General features: G+C 68.2%; 15 protein-coding genes and 1 pseudogene. 10 read left to right on the top strand and 6 right to left on the bottom strand.

The window, feature by feature from the left end:
- Positions 1–283: 283 nt before the first annotated feature.
- Positions 284–817 carry an FxLYD domain-containing protein gene (locus NKI68_RS09290; RefSeq protein WP_254542782.1) on the top strand — a complete coding sequence of 178 codons (534 nt, stop codon included), beginning with the start codon at positions 284–286 and terminating at the stop codon, positions 815–817.
- Between the two features lie 107 nt (positions 818–924).
- On the opposite strand, the gene NKI68_RS09285 is transcribed toward NKI68_RS09290, so the two are convergent.
- The gene (locus NKI68_RS09285; protein WP_254542781.1) at positions 925–2,253 is read right to left on the bottom strand and encodes a site-specific integrase; all 1,329 of its coding nucleotides are present in this window, start codon (positions 2,251–2,253) and stop codon (positions 925–927) included.
- Between the two features lie 58 nt (positions 2,254–2,311).
- On the opposite strand from NKI68_RS09285, the pseudogene NKI68_RS09280 reads away from it, so the two are divergent.
- The 7 genes and pseudogenes from NKI68_RS09280 to NKI68_RS09250 all read left to right on the top strand — a co-directional run.
- A pseudogene (locus tag NKI68_RS09280) lies at positions 2,312–2,587 on the top strand (glutathione S-transferase family protein); the annotation flags it as partial.
- A 65-nt stretch (positions 2,588–2,652) separates the two neighbouring features.
- Positions 2,653–3,714: a DUF7350 domain-containing protein gene (locus NKI68_RS09275; protein ID WP_254542780.1), complete on the top strand. Its 1,062-nt coding sequence runs from the start codon at positions 2,653–2,655 to the stop codon at positions 3,712–3,714.
- Between the two features lie 9 nt (positions 3,715–3,723).
- Positions 3,724–4,746, top strand: coding sequence for a DUF7282 domain-containing protein (locus NKI68_RS09270; protein WP_254542779.1), 1,023 nt, complete (start codon positions 3,724–3,726; stop codon positions 4,744–4,746).
- Between the two features lie 62 nt (positions 4,747–4,808).
- Positions 4,809–5,870 (top strand): iron transporter, encoded by a 1,062-nt coding sequence (locus tag NKI68_RS09265; RefSeq protein ID WP_254542778.1) that lies wholly within the window; start codon positions 4,809–4,811, stop codon positions 5,868–5,870.
- Positions 5,867–7,177, top strand: coding sequence for a DUF7405 family protein (locus tag NKI68_RS09260; RefSeq protein ID WP_254542777.1), 1,311 nt, complete (start codon positions 5,867–5,869; stop codon positions 7,175–7,177). The genes NKI68_RS09265 and NKI68_RS09260 overlap by 4 nt, the downstream gene beginning before the upstream one ends.
- Before the next feature lie 123 nt (positions 7,178–7,300).
- Complete coding sequence (locus NKI68_RS09255) at positions 7,301–7,540, top strand: hypothetical protein (protein ID WP_254542776.1); 240 nt, start codon at positions 7,301–7,303, stop codon at positions 7,538–7,540.
- Positions 7,541–7,628: 88 nt separating this feature from the next.
- Entirely contained in the window at positions 7,629–8,846 is a 1,218-nt protein-coding gene (locus tag NKI68_RS09250) for an MFS transporter (protein ID WP_254542775.1), read from the top strand.
- A gap of 30 nt (positions 8,847–8,876) precedes the next feature.
- On the opposite strand, the gene NKI68_RS09245 is transcribed toward NKI68_RS09250, so the two are convergent.
- Positions 8,877–9,062 (bottom strand): hypothetical protein, encoded by a 186-nt coding sequence (locus NKI68_RS09245; RefSeq protein WP_254542774.1) that lies wholly within the window; start codon positions 9,060–9,062, stop codon positions 8,877–8,879.
- 176 nt (positions 9,063–9,238) lie between these two features.
- Here NKI68_RS09245 and NKI68_RS09240 point away from each other — a divergent pair, with 176 nt between their 5' ends.
- Positions 9,239–10,084: an aldo/keto reductase gene (locus tag NKI68_RS09240; RefSeq protein WP_254542773.1), complete on the top strand. Its 846-nt coding sequence runs from the start codon at positions 9,239–9,241 to the stop codon at positions 10,082–10,084.
- Positions 10,085–10,107: 23 nt separating this feature from the next.
- Here the strand turns inward: NKI68_RS09240 and NKI68_RS09235 are convergent, their stop codons facing one another.
- From NKI68_RS09235 to NKI68_RS09225, 3 genes are all read right to left on the bottom strand, one after another.
- A complete protein-coding gene (locus NKI68_RS09235; protein ID WP_254542772.1) occupies positions 10,108–10,560 on the bottom strand; it encodes a hypothetical protein in 453 nt (150 codons plus the stop codon).
- Between the two features lie 422 nt (positions 10,561–10,982).
- The gene (gvpH, locus tag NKI68_RS09230) at positions 10,983–11,507 is read right to left on the bottom strand and encodes a gas vesicle protein GvpH (protein WP_254542771.1); all 525 of its coding nucleotides are present in this window, start codon (positions 11,505–11,507) and stop codon (positions 10,983–10,985) included.
- A 166-nt stretch (positions 11,508–11,673) separates the two neighbouring features.
- The gene (locus NKI68_RS09225; RefSeq protein WP_129114529.1) at positions 11,674–11,868 is read right to left on the bottom strand and encodes a cold-shock protein; all 195 of its coding nucleotides are present in this window, start codon (positions 11,866–11,868) and stop codon (positions 11,674–11,676) included.
- Positions 11,869–12,026: 158 nt separating this feature from the next.
- Between NKI68_RS09225 and NKI68_RS09220 the strand changes: the two genes are divergently transcribed.
- Entirely contained in the window at positions 12,027–12,398 is a 372-nt protein-coding gene (locus NKI68_RS09220) for a hypothetical protein (RefSeq protein ID WP_254542770.1), read from the top strand.
- A gap of 69 nt (positions 12,399–12,467) precedes the next feature.
- Here the strand turns inward: NKI68_RS09220 and NKI68_RS09215 are convergent, their stop codons facing one another.
- Positions 12,468–13,928 carry a sulfatase-like hydrolase/transferase gene (locus tag NKI68_RS09215; protein WP_254542769.1) on the bottom strand — a complete coding sequence of 487 codons (1,461 nt, stop codon included), beginning with the start codon at positions 13,926–13,928 and terminating at the stop codon, positions 12,468–12,470.
- Positions 13,929–13,964: the final 36 nt, after the last annotated feature.

The following is a 13,964-nucleotide window of genomic DNA, read 5'->3' as shown; positions in this document are numbered from 1 at the left end:
TGGAGGAATAACTTAACGGTACCTAAGGAAAGAGCATTGTACGAATCTGCCACACCACTGCCGTTCGGAGGTAGGACACTAACCCTGATATTGACATTCAATATAGGTTTATCTCCTTGCAGTGCAATTACATTTTTGTACAGAACCGTACTCGCAGAATCCTCGGCACACATCGAGATACGCTCTCGACGGTATGACGCCACAGTGAGTCTGCCGCCCACCGAGTGAGAACAGGGCACCCAGGATATTCGCTTCCGACCACACCGTTAGTAACAACAGTATCATGACCACCACGACCCCCGACCGACAGTACAACCGCCGAACCTTCCTCGCCGCGACCGGTGCACTCGGTGCGACCTTGTTGCTCGCCGGCTGCACCGGCGAGGGTGAGGTGGAGGCCGAACCCGACAGCACCGATACGAACTCGACCGACCACCAACAGCAATCGTCGTCCGGCGGCCAACAGTCAGAACCGTCCACCGACCAGCCGAACTCCACTGCTAGTGACACGGAGAGCGACGGTGACGCTGCGGCGCCCATCGTCGAAGTAGTGGAAGACGACCTCGTCGAAGGTCAGTACGACACGTGGAGTGTGGCGGGGACGGTCCGAATCAACGGCGAGGAGGACCTGAACTACGTCGAGGTGAAGGCGTTCTTCTACGACGACAGCGACACGCGAATTGGAGAAGGGCTGTGGAACGCTACCGACGTGACCGCGGGCGAGACGTTGGAATTCGAGTGCATGCTCCTCTCGACCGATACGGAGGCCGAACCCTCCCGGTACGAACTGAAGACCGACTACGTCGACTACGAATAAGAGTCCATATTCGCTAGGACCGGACTACCTTGCTCTTGATGAGTTTCGGTAGCGATAATTGTACTAGTATACTGACAGAGGAGGAGCGCTCACCCGTTCTGTTATCACTATCGATCGAGCTTCTGAAGCAGCGCCTGTTTCACCTCGGGGTCAGCTAGGAGTTCGTCCAGCGCGTTGAGTTTGTCGAGCGTCGTACTATCGTCGGGGTGAGTCTCGCCGTAGGCCCGTTTCATGTCCGCTTCGACTTGCTCCTTCACAGCTTGAGCGTCGGGTGAGTACACCGTGCCGCACCGAGGACACGCTTTCGCGTGTGCCGGCAACGGTTCCCCACAGTGGCAGATTTCGGGCGTGAGCGGATTCTCGTCGTCAGGGTCACGAATTCCTGCGGCCACTTCCGCCGCTCGAATGTGATCATCGTCGGAAAGGTGGGCGTAGGTCGTCTCCATGACGGTCGAATCCGGCGAATGCCCGATCAGGTGCTTGACCGTTGCGTCGTCCATGTTGTATTCTCGTTTCGCGAGCGTCACGAAATTGTGCCGGATCGCGTGAGGATTCATCGGCTTGTCGATCTCTGCCTTCTTCTTCAACTGATTCATCGCGTACTGCAGCGTGTTCCGCGAAACCATCCGCTCGGGGTCGACGTCGGTGTACCGTGGCTTTCCCGTGATCAGATAAGCGTCAGGGTTGTCCGAATCAGGATGATAGCGGAGCCATTCGCGGATCGAACCCACCGCTCCGAGTAGTGGCCGCTTGCTCCCGGTTTCGTCGGCTCCCTTCAATCCGCCCGTATCGCCATTCAGGTAGTACACCCCCGCGTCGAGATCGATGTCTTTGATCCGAAGGGACCGAATGGCCGTGTTCCGTTGGCCGGTGTAGAGTAGAAGGTCGAATATCGCCAAGTCTCGGGGATGGGTCGCGACGTCACGGATCCGATCGATCTCTTCGCGGGTGAGCATATCCCGGTCATCGACGTGCGTCTCGTCACCGTTGATGAGTGCGATTTCGTTCGGATCGACGCCTAGGTCCGTATGGTACCGATAGAACCGTCGAACGCACCCCTGTTCGTTCCGAATGGTGTTGTTCGCGAGGCCGTCGTCTTTCACACTCGGATGGGCGCCCGTCCGAAGGTCGGTCATGAGACGGTTGATATCATCCGCAGTCGCGTCGGTAAGCGTCGTCTCGTAGCCGTCGACCCCGAGACGCTCGGCGACCCGTTTCAGGTGCTGTGACCAATACGAGAGCGTATTCGGCTGCTTCGGCTTCGTATCGTTGGCGTGTTCTCCGTCCGTGGGAAGCGGCACGGTCATGTCGTCCGGGTCGAACGCGGCACACAGTTCGAGGATCCGGTCATAGTCAGCTTCGGTCACCTTCCCCGCGTCAACTGCTCGTCGTAGCGTTCGTTTTCGTTCGGCGTATTTCTGTCTCGGGTCGGTCATCACGGTAGATGATTGTCATGCTATGATAATAAATTATACTTCTCTCGAAGTTATCTCAAAAGTCTACCACACGCACTTCAAGTGCAACCGCCGGAAGGTCTCCGAGTATCCGAACCTCTGGAACTACCTGAAGGATCTCTACCAGCTTCCGGGCGTCGCCCGGACGGTGAACATGGATCACATCCGGGAGCACTACTACACGACCCACCCCGACGTCAACCCGAAGCGGATCGTCGCCGTCGGGCCGAATCACGACTTCGCCGCGCCACACGACCGCGACCGACTACCGGGCGGGCCGCCCGTGGCGCTCGCCGGCGCGTCCGAGGACGACTGATCGCTGACCCCTCGATTCGACCGTCGCACCAGTAGGTTCATCCCGCCGACGCGCCACGTTCCGGCATGCGACGACGGCGCGTGCTCTCGCTCGCGGGGGCTGCGGCCGCGACCTCGCTCCCGCTCGCGGGCTGTCTCGACGCGCTTCCGGGCGGCTCGGGTGCCGAGTCGGACCTCCCCGACGGCGTCTACGTACAGACCTTCCAGGAGTCGATGGCGATGCAGGGCGAGGCGACCGCGGGCGACTACCGCGTCGCGCTCGCGTTCACCGTCCCCCACGACTTCTGGACCGTCACCGGGAGCGAGGTGGAGAAGGTCCCGAAGACCGACGAGGACTCGATCCACCTCATGGCGGTCGTCTGGGACCCGCGGAGCGGGCAGGTCCTCCCGGAGGGGGGCGTCTCGGTGCGCGTCGCCCGCGACGGGGAGGTCGTCACCGAGGAGGTGCTCTACCCGATGCTCTCCCAGCCGATGGGCTTTCACTACGGCGCGAACGTCGTCCTCCCCGGCGACGGGACGTACGACGCCCGGATCCGTATCGGAGGTCTCTCGATCCGCCGGACGGGCGCGTTTCGTGACCGCTTCGCGGCCAGCGCGAGCGCGCAACTCCCCCTGGAATTCACCGACCAGACCCGCGAGCGCGTCGCCACCCGGCCGATCGAGCAGGGCGGGGAGCCGGGCGCGCTCGCGCCGATGGACACCGGCCTCCCGCAGTCGATCGCCCCCGTGCCCCGAGCGCTCCCCGGGGCGCTCCTCGGGACGGAGCGAAGCGGCGACGCGGTGTTCGCGGCGACGGCGCTCGACGCCCCGCCCGCGGGACTGGCCGGCGAGGGGCGGTATCTCGTCCTCTCCCCGCGCAGCCGGTACAACCGCTTTCTCCTCCCCGCGATGGGGGTACGCGGGACGCTCACGCGAGACGGAACGACGGCGTTCGAGGGCGACCTCGTCCGGACGTTCGACCCGGCCCTCGGCTACCACTACGGCGCGGTCGTCCCCGAGGCTCGCGCCGCCGACCGCCTCCGCGTCGAGGTGACGACGCCTCCACAGACCGCCCGGCACGAGGGGTACGAGCGCGCCTTCTTCGATCTCGCTCCGGTGACCGTCGCGGTCGAATCCCGATCCCGATAAGGACCGTCCATGCCCGCCTCACGCTCTCCCTCGACGCGCGTCGCCCGCGCCACTCGCGTCGTGCTCACCCTCGCGCTCGTCTGTGCGCTGGTGGCAGCCCCCGCGGGCGCGCACTCGAACCACCTCGCGGTCGACGGACAGGTCGTTGACGACGGAACGGTCGTCGTCGAGAACGCCTTCAACAGCGTCGACGCGTTCGTCGTCGTCCACGCCGACGACGGCGGCGAACCGGGCGAACCGATCGGCGCGACGCGTCTCGACGGCACCGGGATGCACACCGCGATCGAGGTACCGCTCGACGACGGGGCGCTCGACGGCGGCGAGCGGACGCTGTGGGCGGTCCTCCACGCCGACGACGGCGACGGCGAGTTCTCCCCCCGGAACGACCCCGCGCTCACCTCCTTCGGCGGTCTGGCTGGCGAGCGCTTCGTCGCCCGGTCGGGCGAGCGCGGCGCGAGCGTCGTCGCGGAGGGGTTCAGCTTCCAGCGCGCGGACGACGGCGAGGTCACCGTGACGCGCGCCGAACTCCCGCGCGACGGACACCTCGTCCTCCGCGTGGCGAACGGATCTGACGGATCCGGCGGCGACGGCTCGAACGGTACGTCCGGCGACGGGGCCGACGGCGGGCGCGTCGTCGCCAGCGCCGCGCTCCCGGTGGGCGTCCACGAGAACGTCTCGCTCTCGCTTTCGGTTCCGCCCGGGGACCTCCCGAGCGACGACGGAACCGTCCGCCTCGTCGCACAGGTCTACGGCGACGACGGCGACGGCGCGTTCGACGCGGGCGACCGACCCGTCACGGTCGGCGGCGATCCCGTCGGGACCACGTTCACCGTCGCGACGGGCGACTACGCCGAGGCGTCGTCGCTGGGACCGCCGGAGCTGAACACGCCGACTCCCGGATCGTCCGACGGGGAGGGCGACGAGCGGGGCGGGTTCGGATCGGGGACCGACGCCGTCGCCCTCGTCGCACTCGCCACGCTCGTCGCGCTCGCGGGAGTCGGTACGCTCCTGTTCGTCCGGCGCAGGCGGTGAGGGGCGCTGGTTTTCGAGTATCGCACCAGAAGGCCCTTCCCCGTCACCCGGGTAGCGACGGCATGGACCGCCGAACGTTCCTCCGAGCGACGGGTGGACTCGCCGGCGCGGCCGCCCTCGCCGGCTGCGTCGGCTCCGGTCTCTTCGAGACCTCGCGCGTCCCGCCCGTCCTCGACGATCGCCCGGACGCGATCTACCTCCCCACCCACCGCGAGGGGATGGGGATGTTCGGAATGGGAACGACCGACGACCTGGGGGTGATGCTCGGCTACAGCTACCCGCACCGCTTCTGGACCGTCACCGGGACCGAGGTCGAGCGGACGCCGGCGAGCGGCGACGTGCACCTGATGGCGACGGTGTGGGATCGCGAGACGGGGGTCGTCGTCCCCGACGCGAACGTCTCCTTCGAGATCGCGCGCGACGGCGAGACGGTCGCCGGTCCCGAGGTGCTCTACCCGATGCTCTCCCAGTCGATGGGGATCCACTACGGCGACAACGTCGCCCTCGCGGGGGACGGGGAGTACGCCGCCACCGTCCGGGTCGGCGCGCTCGACACCCGGCGGACGGGGGCGTTCCGGAACCGACTCGACGAGGTGGCGACCGCCTCGATCGACTTCGCGTACGAACGGGCCGCCCGGGACGAACTCCAGTTCGTGACGTACGGGGAGCAGGCGGGCGCGCGCCGGGCGATGCAGCCGATGACGATGTCGGGGGTGCCGCCCTCGACGGTCCCGAAGCGCACCGAACTGCCGGGATCGGTCGGCGGCCGGGCGGCGGCCGGCGACGTCGTCTACGCCGTCACCGCGCTCGACGCGCCACCGGCGGGACTCGGCGGCGGCGGGCGGTACCTGGCGGTGTCGGCGCGCACGCGCTACAACCGCTTTCCGCTCCCGGCGATGGGGGTGCGCGCGACGCTCGCGCGCGACGGCGAGACGGTCTCCGAGGCCGACCTCACTCCGACGCTCGATCCGACACTCAATTACCACTACGGAACCGTAGTTTCGGACGTGCAACCAGGCGATTCGCTCGCGCTCTCCGCGACCGTCCCGCCGCAGGTCGCCCGCCACGAGGGCTACGAGACGGCGTTCTTCGACCTGCCGGACGCCGAGGTGACGCTCCGGTGAGCCCCGCCATCGACCCGTCGCTCGGCCGCCGTGAGTTCCTGAAGGCCGCCGTCGCGCTCGGCGGGACGAGCGCGCTGAGCGCCTGCCTCGACCGCATCGACGGCGCGGAGCCGGTTCCGAAGGGGGTCGACGACCCCGCGACGCTCTCCGAGCGGCAGTACGCCTGGAACGACCGCCTCCCGACGGACGAGCACGGCAACGTCGTCCTCCCGCGCCACCAGACGCTCTGGTACCTGACGCTCGACGGGAACGGGCCGCCGGGAGCGGACGACCGCGACGCGGTGGAGGCGGCGCTCTCGACCCTGGATCGGGCCTACGAGCGGAGCAACGAGGGGCTGATCCACTCGGTCGCCTACTCCCCGTCGTACTTCGAGCGGTTCGACGACCCGTTGCCCGACACCGTCGACCTCCCGCAACCGCGGGCGCTCTCCGCGTTCGAGAACCCCGACTTCGACACCCAGGACGCCCTGCTCCACCTCGCCAGCGACCGCCCCGACGTGCTTCTCGAAGCCGAGGAGGCGCTGAAGGGGGAAGTCGAGACGGCAAACGGCGTCGCCGTCGAGACGGCCCTGACGGACGTCCTCTCGCTCGACGACCGTCGCACGGGGTTCGTCGGGAAGGGGATGCCCCACCGGAAGGCGAGCGAGACGCAGTTGTCGGGAATCCCGGAGGGGAATCCGATCCCGAAGGACGCGCCGCTGTTCATGGGGTTCGTGGCGGGATTCAGGCAGAACCAGGCGACCGAGGACTACGTCGCCATCCGGTCGGGGCCGTTCGCCGACGGGACGACCAAGCACGTCTCGAACCTCCGCCAGCGCCTCCAGGACTGGTACGTCGAGCAGGACCACCGCGAGCGCGTCATGGAGATGTTCAGCCCGACGCACGCCGAGCGGGGGATGATCCCCGAGGGGAGCATCGGCGAGAATCTGGGCGACTTCTCGGGTGTCACCGAGGAAATCGTCGACCGGATCGAGGAGGACGCCCTCGAGTTCGGTCGGGTGGGCCACGCGCAGAAGGCCGCCCGCGCCAACCGCGACGCCGACGGGAACGTCAAACTCCTCCGGCGGCACTTCGAGTCCACCGACGACGACGCGGCCAGCCTGCACTTCCCGTCGCTCCAGCGGGGCATCTCCGACTTCGAGGCGGTCCGCGAGGCGATGAACGGCGCGGACCTCACGAAGGTGACGCCCGCGATCCGCCAGCGCGTCAACAACGGCATCCTCGAGTACATCTTCGTGGACCACCGCGGGAACTTCCTCGTCCCGCCGCGAGGGTTGCGCGCGCTGCCGCCGGCGAATCCCGACTAGGCCCGACCGATCGAAAGCCACAATCCTCCTCTCGCGTAGGGTACACCGGAAGGTCCGTCGTGAGTTCGCCATTCGTCTCGCAGTCGGTCGCATCGACGTCGAACGCCGGGCGCGGGGGTCCCCGTGCCTGATCCGTTCTCGCAGAACCACCGGTTTCGCAAGTTCGCGCTCTACCGCCACGAGGACGCCTCCGGCGTCTCCGGGACGGGCGTCGTCGCCTACGGCGTGCAGTTCCCGCCGCCCAACGGCAAGTGCGTCGTCGCGTGGGTGACGAACGTGGGGAGCGTCAGCGTCTACGATAACATGCAGGCCGTCCAGGAAATACACGGCCACGAGGGGGGGACCGAGGTCATCTGGGAGTGACCGGGGCACCCGGGGGCACCCGGGGATAGCGGCGCGCCGCCGCGCGCGGGCGAACGACGTATCCCCCTCGCCGGACGATACGACCGTCATGAGCGACGACGCGAGCGACGACGGGAAGTGGCGCGCGCTGGCGACGCTCTCGGTCGCGGAACTGTTCGCCATGTCGCTGTGGTTCAGCGCCACTGCCGTCGCGCCCGAACTCGCCGCCCTGTGGGATCTCTCTCCCGCCGAGGCCGCGTGGCTCACGATGGCCGTGCAGGTCGGGTTCGTCGTCGGGGCGCTCGGCTCCGCCGCGCTCACGCTCGCGGACGTGGTCCCGACGCGGTACCTGTTCGCCGCCTCGGCGCTCGTCGGCGCGGGCGCGACCGCCCTGCTGGGGAGCGTCGACGGCGCGTTCCCCGCCGTCGCGCTCCGCTTTCTCACCGGCGTCGCGCTCGCCGGGGTGTACCCGCCGGGAATGAAGCTCGTCTCGGGGTGGTTCCGTGCGGACCGGGGGCTCGCCATCGGGACGCTCATCGGCGCGCTCACCGTCGGATCGGCGCTCCCGCACCTCGTCCGTGCGGTGGGGGGCGTCGGCCGGCCGCGGCTCGTGCTCTACGCCGCGGCGGGACTCGCCGTGGTCGGCGCGGCGCTCGTCCTGCTGGTCGAGGAGGGTCCCTACGGAGCGCCCGCCGCGCCCTTCGACCCGAGCGCGGTGGGACGTATCCTCCGGGACCGCCCGACCGTCCTCGCGAACCTCGGCTACTTCGGGCACATGTGGGAACTCTACGCCGTCTGGACGTGGATCCCGACGTACCTGGCGGCCAGTTTCGCCGCCCGCGCGGGGGAGGCTCCCGCGCTCGCCTCGGCGCTCGCGTTCGGGGCCATCGCCGCGGGGAGCCTCGGGGCCGCCGCCTTCGGCGTCGCGGCCGACCGCTGGGGTCGGACGACGCTCACCAGTGCAAGCATGGTCGCGAGCGGGAGCGCCTGCGTCCTCGCGGGCGTGGTCTTTGGCGGATCCCTTCGGCTCCTCGCGCCGTTCGTGCTCGTCTGGGGGTTCGTGATCGTCGCCGACTCCGCGCAGTTCTCCGCGTCCGTGACCGAACTCGCGGACGAGCGCTACGTCGGGACGGCGCTGACGCTCCAGACCGCCCTCGGCTTCCTGCTCACCGTCGTCACGATCCAGGCGACGCCGCTCGTCGCGGAAGTCGTCGGCTGGCGCTGGGCGTTCGCGCCGCTGGTCGTGGGACCGGCGGTCGGGACGCTCGCGATGCTCAGGCTGCGGGCGCTCCCCGCGGCGCGCCGGCTGGCGGGCGGCGCGCGGTGAACCCCGCGCGGAGGCCGGCGCGGCCGGCGATCAGACCGCGCCGCGTCCCGCGCCCGGCGCGTTCGGATCCCGGGTGGCCTCCCCGGACCCCGGCGTCGGACGCTCGGCCTCGCCGTAGTGGAGCGCCCTGGGTAGCATTGCCCGCGCCACCACGAACAGGACGAACATGACGATCCACGCGATTGCGATGATGACGAGTGCGGCCGCTTCGGTCATGTCTATGTGTTATGCTACCGAATGACAAAAACGTGTCTCGACGGTCACCGTCCGCGAGGCGTCCGAGGGCGTGAGCGTAGCGAAATTCGGCTCGTCTCCGTCTTCGATCGACCCTCGCGCCTTGCCGCGCCGCCAAGGCCTAACACCGTTCCGCCCGAACGGGCGGGCGGATAACGATGGCTCCGCAGAACCAGAGCGACACGTTCGACATCGGCGGCGAACTGACCGTCCACCGGCTCGGCTTCGGCGCGATGCGTCTCACGGGCGAGGACATCATCGGGCCGCCCGAGGACGAGGCGGCGGCGAGGGACGTCCTCCGACGCCTCCCCGACCTCGGCGTCGATTTCGTGGACACCGCCGACTCCTACGGGCCGGGCGTCAGCGAGCGGCTCGTCGGCGAGGTGTTCGGCGGCTCCGACGAGGTGGTCGTCGCCACGAAGGCCGGCCTGCTGCGCAACCGCGCGGGCGACTGGCTCCCCCACGGCGATCCCGACTACATCCGCAACCAGGTGCTCTGTAGCATAGACCGCCTGCGCACCGACGCGATCGACCTCTACCAGTTCCACCGGCCGGATCCGGAGACGCCCTTCGAGGACTCGGTCCGGGCGTTCGCCGAGTTGAAGGACGAGGGGCTGGTCGAACACGTCGGCCTGAGCAACGTGGACGTCGACCAGCTGGAGACGGCCCTCGAGATCGTCGACGTCGCCACCGTCCAGAACGAGTACAACGTCGGCAACCGCGAGTCGGAGGCCGTCCTCGAACGCTGCGAGGAGGCGGGGATCGGCTTCATCCCGTGGTTCCCGCTCGGCGCGGGCGACCTCGGGGGGAAGGGCGAAGTCCTCGACGAGGTGGCCGACGCACACGACGCCTCGCGCCGGCAGGTGGCGCTCGCGTGGCTCCTCCAGCACTCGCCCGTCACGCTCCCCATCCCCGGCACGTCGAGCGTCGAGCACCTGGAATCGAACGTCGCGGCCGCCGCCATCGAACTGTCCGACGACGAGATGCGACGACTGGACGACTGAGTGCGATCCGCTCGCGGTCGCCCTCACCGATCGTCCCGATCGACGAGCAGCGACGCGACCGGTCTACGCCCGGCGAACGTCCGTTCGAGGCCGCGCGTCCGCGACGGCGGCGCGGCGATGAGTCGCGCGACGGCGAGCATGACGAACCCGAAACCGGCCGCGAGCGTCAGCCCGGCGTTCAGGAGAACGAGGTCGGCGGCGTCCGGCGCGAACAGCGCCACGAGGACCCCGTTGAGCGCGAGGCGTCCGGCGAGCGCGAGCAGGACCATCGTCAGGACCGCCGTGACGACGGCCCGCCGCCAGTCGTACTGGCGGCGCATGTCGTCGCGCTCGTAGTGCAGGGGCGACCGGGCGACGGCGTGCGCGCGAAGCGAGGCGACGAGGTCGGTCCCGCGATGCCGGATGTACGTTCGATACGGACGGCGGTACCGGGAGGCCAACGACTCCTGTCGACGGACGGATGGAGACCTCCGCATGGACGCAGTGGTATCGCATCGGACGCCTTCAATGTTCGTCAGACACGATGCGCGACGAGTGACTGTACGATTCGTTGAACACATCGACGAGGTGTCAGCGATTCCAGCAAACGGCGGAAAGGAGCGCTCGTGCGCTCGAAAGCGGCAGATCGGAATCGTCCGCGGCGAATCCGAACGGTGAAAACATAAAATTACACTCATTATGTTAAGAGATTATAACCGCCGCCGCGGGCCCGGCGTCGGCAAGCCGAATCGACATGACGCTATCCGCCGTGGTACGGTTCGATGTTCAGAACGATCAGATCGCTCCTGCGACGCGTCGTCGACCTCGTCATCGCGATAGTCACGCTCCCGTTGCGGCTCCTCCGGTCGCTGCTGTGAGGCCCTGACGTCGCCTCACAGGCTCTGACGTACCGCAGTCTCTACTCGTCCTCCGGCGCGTCGTCGCCGGTTGCTGGTCGGATACAGACGTCGAGCACGCCGTTGTTGAACCGCACCCGGGGGACCACCACGTCGCTCCAGGGGAGAGAGATCCGCTCGACGACCCGGTCGTGCACCGCGACGACGAGGTCGTTCGACCGCTCGTCGAGTCCGACCAGCAGGTCGTCCTCGTCGACGCCCGGCAGGTCGGCGACGACGGTCAGCTCCCCCTCCGATCGATACGTCTGGACGTGGTAGTCCCCCGACGCGGCCGGTTCGGCCTCGTCGGCGGGCGACGAGGGGCGGCGGCTTACGCCGTGTCGCTCTCCTCTCTCCGCCGGGTGCCGTCGCTCCCCCTCCTCGAGGCGGGAGACGTCGACGTCGACGAGACCGCCGAGGAGGTCGGTGATCGGTCCGAGTCCGATCTCGAGTCTGAACCCCGTCTCTCGTTCGCGCGGCCGGCTCTCGTCTCGAGCCTCCGCGTCCGTTCGCTCGCTTCCGTCGTCGGTCGAATTCGAATCCGTCATCTCGGTACCCCCGTCCGCGCGTCGCACGACGTGCGGCTTCGGTATCGATTGGACGCCAGTTCGCATAAGGGATGTGCCCGAGAACCGACGCGCCGCTCCGGGCGAGTTCGTCCAGTAAAATACGAATTGCCGCGTCGTCGCAGGGCGACGACGTAATTACGCCGAGTTAGAGCCGGGTGACGTTCGTCGCGCGGGGGCCCTTGGGGGCCTGTTCGATGCTGAACTCTACTTCCTGTCCCTCTTCGAGATCCGGGCCGCCGACGTCCTCCATGTGGAAGAACACGTCATCGTCCGCGTCGTCGCTCGAGATGAAACCGTAACCGCCAGTGTCGTTGAAGAAATCAACGTTACCTTTCGCCATTGCTTCTAAAGCGAACAGAGGGAGAGGGATAAGACTTCCGAGGGTCGTGGTACCACGAGGGACGTCGCCGCGTCCGCCCTTCCCACCGCTCCACGACCGCCCTCGCCGCGCTGCGATCGCCCCTCCCATTTTTACCGTCGTTCGTCCATTACGTGACAATGCCTGACGATCTCGACCCGGCGTCGATGACGCTGATCCAGCGGTTCGTGCTCCTCGGAGTCACCCACCTCGCGGAGCGCGAGGAGTGTCCCGCCCACTCAGCCGACGTGCGGCGGGTGTGCACCGAGCGACTCGAGGACCTCGACGGCGACGTCCTCGGCAACCTCTCGGAACCCGACGTCATCCGCGCGCTCAACCGACTCGAGGCCGACGGTCTCCTCGAACCTGCGACCGTGGAGGACGCCTCCCCGGTGGGCAAGGGGCGGCCGACCTACTCGCTGAACGTCGAAGTCGAGACGGTCCTCGACGCGTTCCAGGACGACGAGCGGGTCGCGCACTTCGTCGACCGCATCCGAACCCGGCACGCCTGAGCGGTCGATCGGACTCGCGGTCCGACGCGGTTGACGCCTGCGTCGAGCGCCGACCGGAACCGACCCCGCTCAGAGGTAACCGAGTTCGTCCAGCCGCTCTTCCAGGGTCGCGTCGAAGTCCATCTCCCGTGGCGCGGCCGCCGCCCGCGCCTTGTACTCGGAGAGTTCGACGTCGAAGAGGCCCCTCGCGGCCGCCGGGATCTCGACGTCGGTCGCGACCCTTCGCTGCCAGGAGGGCCTGTCCGGGTCGAGTTCGTACTCCTCGCTCGCGCCGAGGGAGTCCCACTGGAACTTCCGCGTCCCCTCGCCGTCGTAGACGCACCGGATCATCCGGTTCCAGAACTCGGCGTCCGCGTCGGGCTGGGACCAGACGGAGCGCTCGCCCCCGAGCACGCCGACCAGTTCGGCCGGGATCCGATCGGCGACGAGTCCCTCGTCGAAGGGCTCGCCGCGGGCGAGTCGGACGAGCAGGTCGCCGAGCGCGAGTTGCGAGAAGTACCGCGTCTCGGTCGAGGGGTACCCCGCCGGCGGGTTGATCACGTCGCACGGCGTGTGCAGGACCCCCTCCGTCATGCTCCTCGTGTGGTGGAACAGACCGTCGTCCGCGGGATACCCCAGGTTGTGACCGTGATCCGAGATCACGACGACCGTCGTCTCGCGATCCGCGACGCGTCGGAGCCGGCCGACCAGGTCCGAGACCACGCGGTCGAGGTAATCGACCGCCGCCGCGTACAGCTGTCGGTAGTTCCGGGTGTACTCCTCGGTCGCGGCCCCCTCCGCGTTCAGCTCCCACTTGCTCAACTCGGTCGAACTCCAGCCGTTCGGCACCGAGTGGAGCGACTGGTCGTACTGCCACAGGTTCCGCAACGGCGTGTGCGCGTCCATGAAGTTCGCGAAGACGAAACACGGCTCGTCGATCGCGTCGACGGCCTCGACCGCCGCGTTCGCGATATTCCGCGCGCCGTCGTCGACGAGTTCGGGGATCGGCAACCGCGTCGCCGCGGGACCGACCCTCGACCACGCGCCGTTCGCGAGGCTCTTCGCCGGCGCGTCGTGCCCGAGACAGGCGCGAAGGAACCCGAGGTACCGCCCGACCGCGTTCGACGCGTCGCTCCGTTCCACGTACTCCTGGACGGTGAGCCCGTCGGTGAACAGCGCCGGGTTCGACTGCGAACCGATCGAGAAGTCGTGGAACTCGTCGAAGAGGACGTCGAAGTCGAACGCGGAGTTCACGTACGGGTTGGCGCTCAGCCCGATCGTCGCGTGCTCGGGGAGCCTCCCGAGGAACAGGTCGTCGCGAGCGAAGCGCGAGAAGCTGAAGTCAGAGCCGAAACTCTCTGCGTGCACGCCGTGCTGGTGGGGGAGTTCCCCCGTGAGGACGCTCGCGTGACTCGGCGCGCTCCACGAACTCGCGGCGCGACACTGCTCGAACGAGGCGTCGGCGGCCGTCCGAAGCCGCGGGGCGTACTCGTCGTACACGTCCTTGCGGACCGTGTCGAGGACGATCAGGACGACGTTGCGCGCGGACACGGATCGTCACCCCGTCTTCCGCCCGGTCGTACGCGC

The sequence above is a fragment of the Halomarina pelagica genome (genome assembly GCF_024228315.1).
Taxonomy (GTDB): domain Archaea; phylum Halobacteriota; class Halobacteria; order Halobacteriales; family Haloarculaceae; genus Halomarina; species Halomarina pelagica.
Note: the sequence above shows the minus strand (reverse complement) of the source record. Positions and strands in the feature narration are given on the sequence as shown.

Bases quoted from the DNA above. Each gene is read 5' to 3' on its own strand.
- NKI68_RS09290 (WP_254542782.1), top strand. From the start codon at position 284: ATGACCACCACGACCCCCGACCGACAGTACAACCGCCGAACCTTCCTC.
- NKI68_RS09285 (WP_254542781.1), bottom strand. From the start codon at position 2,253: ATGACCGACCCGAGACAGAAATACGCCGAACGAAAACGAACGCTACGA.
- NKI68_RS09275 (WP_254542780.1), top strand. From the start codon at position 2,653: ATGCGACGACGGCGCGTGCTCTCGCTCGCGGGGGCTGCGGCCGCGACC.
- NKI68_RS09270 (WP_254542779.1), top strand. From the start codon at position 3,724: ATGCCCGCCTCACGCTCTCCCTCGACGCGCGTCGCCCGCGCCACTCGC.
- NKI68_RS09265 (WP_254542778.1), top strand. From the start codon at position 4,809: ATGGACCGCCGAACGTTCCTCCGAGCGACGGGTGGACTCGCCGGCGCG.
- NKI68_RS09250 (WP_254542775.1), top strand. From the start codon at position 7,629: ATGAGCGACGACGCGAGCGACGACGGGAAGTGGCGCGCGCTGGCGACG.
- NKI68_RS09245 (WP_254542774.1), bottom strand. From the start codon at position 9,062: ATGACCGAAGCGGCCGCACTCGTCATCATCGCAATCGCGTGGATCGTC.
- NKI68_RS09240 (WP_254542773.1), top strand. From the start codon at position 9,239: ATGGCTCCGCAGAACCAGAGCGACACGTTCGACATCGGCGGCGAACTG.
- NKI68_RS09235 (WP_254542772.1), bottom strand. From the start codon at position 10,560: ATGCGGAGGTCTCCATCCGTCCGTCGACAGGAGTCGTTGGCCTCCCGG.
- gvpH (WP_254542771.1), bottom strand. From the start codon at position 11,507: ATGACGGATTCGAATTCGACCGACGACGGAAGCGAGCGAACGGACGCG.
- NKI68_RS09225 (WP_129114529.1), bottom strand. From the start codon at position 11,868: ATGGCGAAAGGTAACGTTGATTTCTTCAACGACACTGGCGGTTACGGT.
- NKI68_RS09220 (WP_254542770.1), top strand. From the start codon at position 12,027: ATGCCTGACGATCTCGACCCGGCGTCGATGACGCTGATCCAGCGGTTC.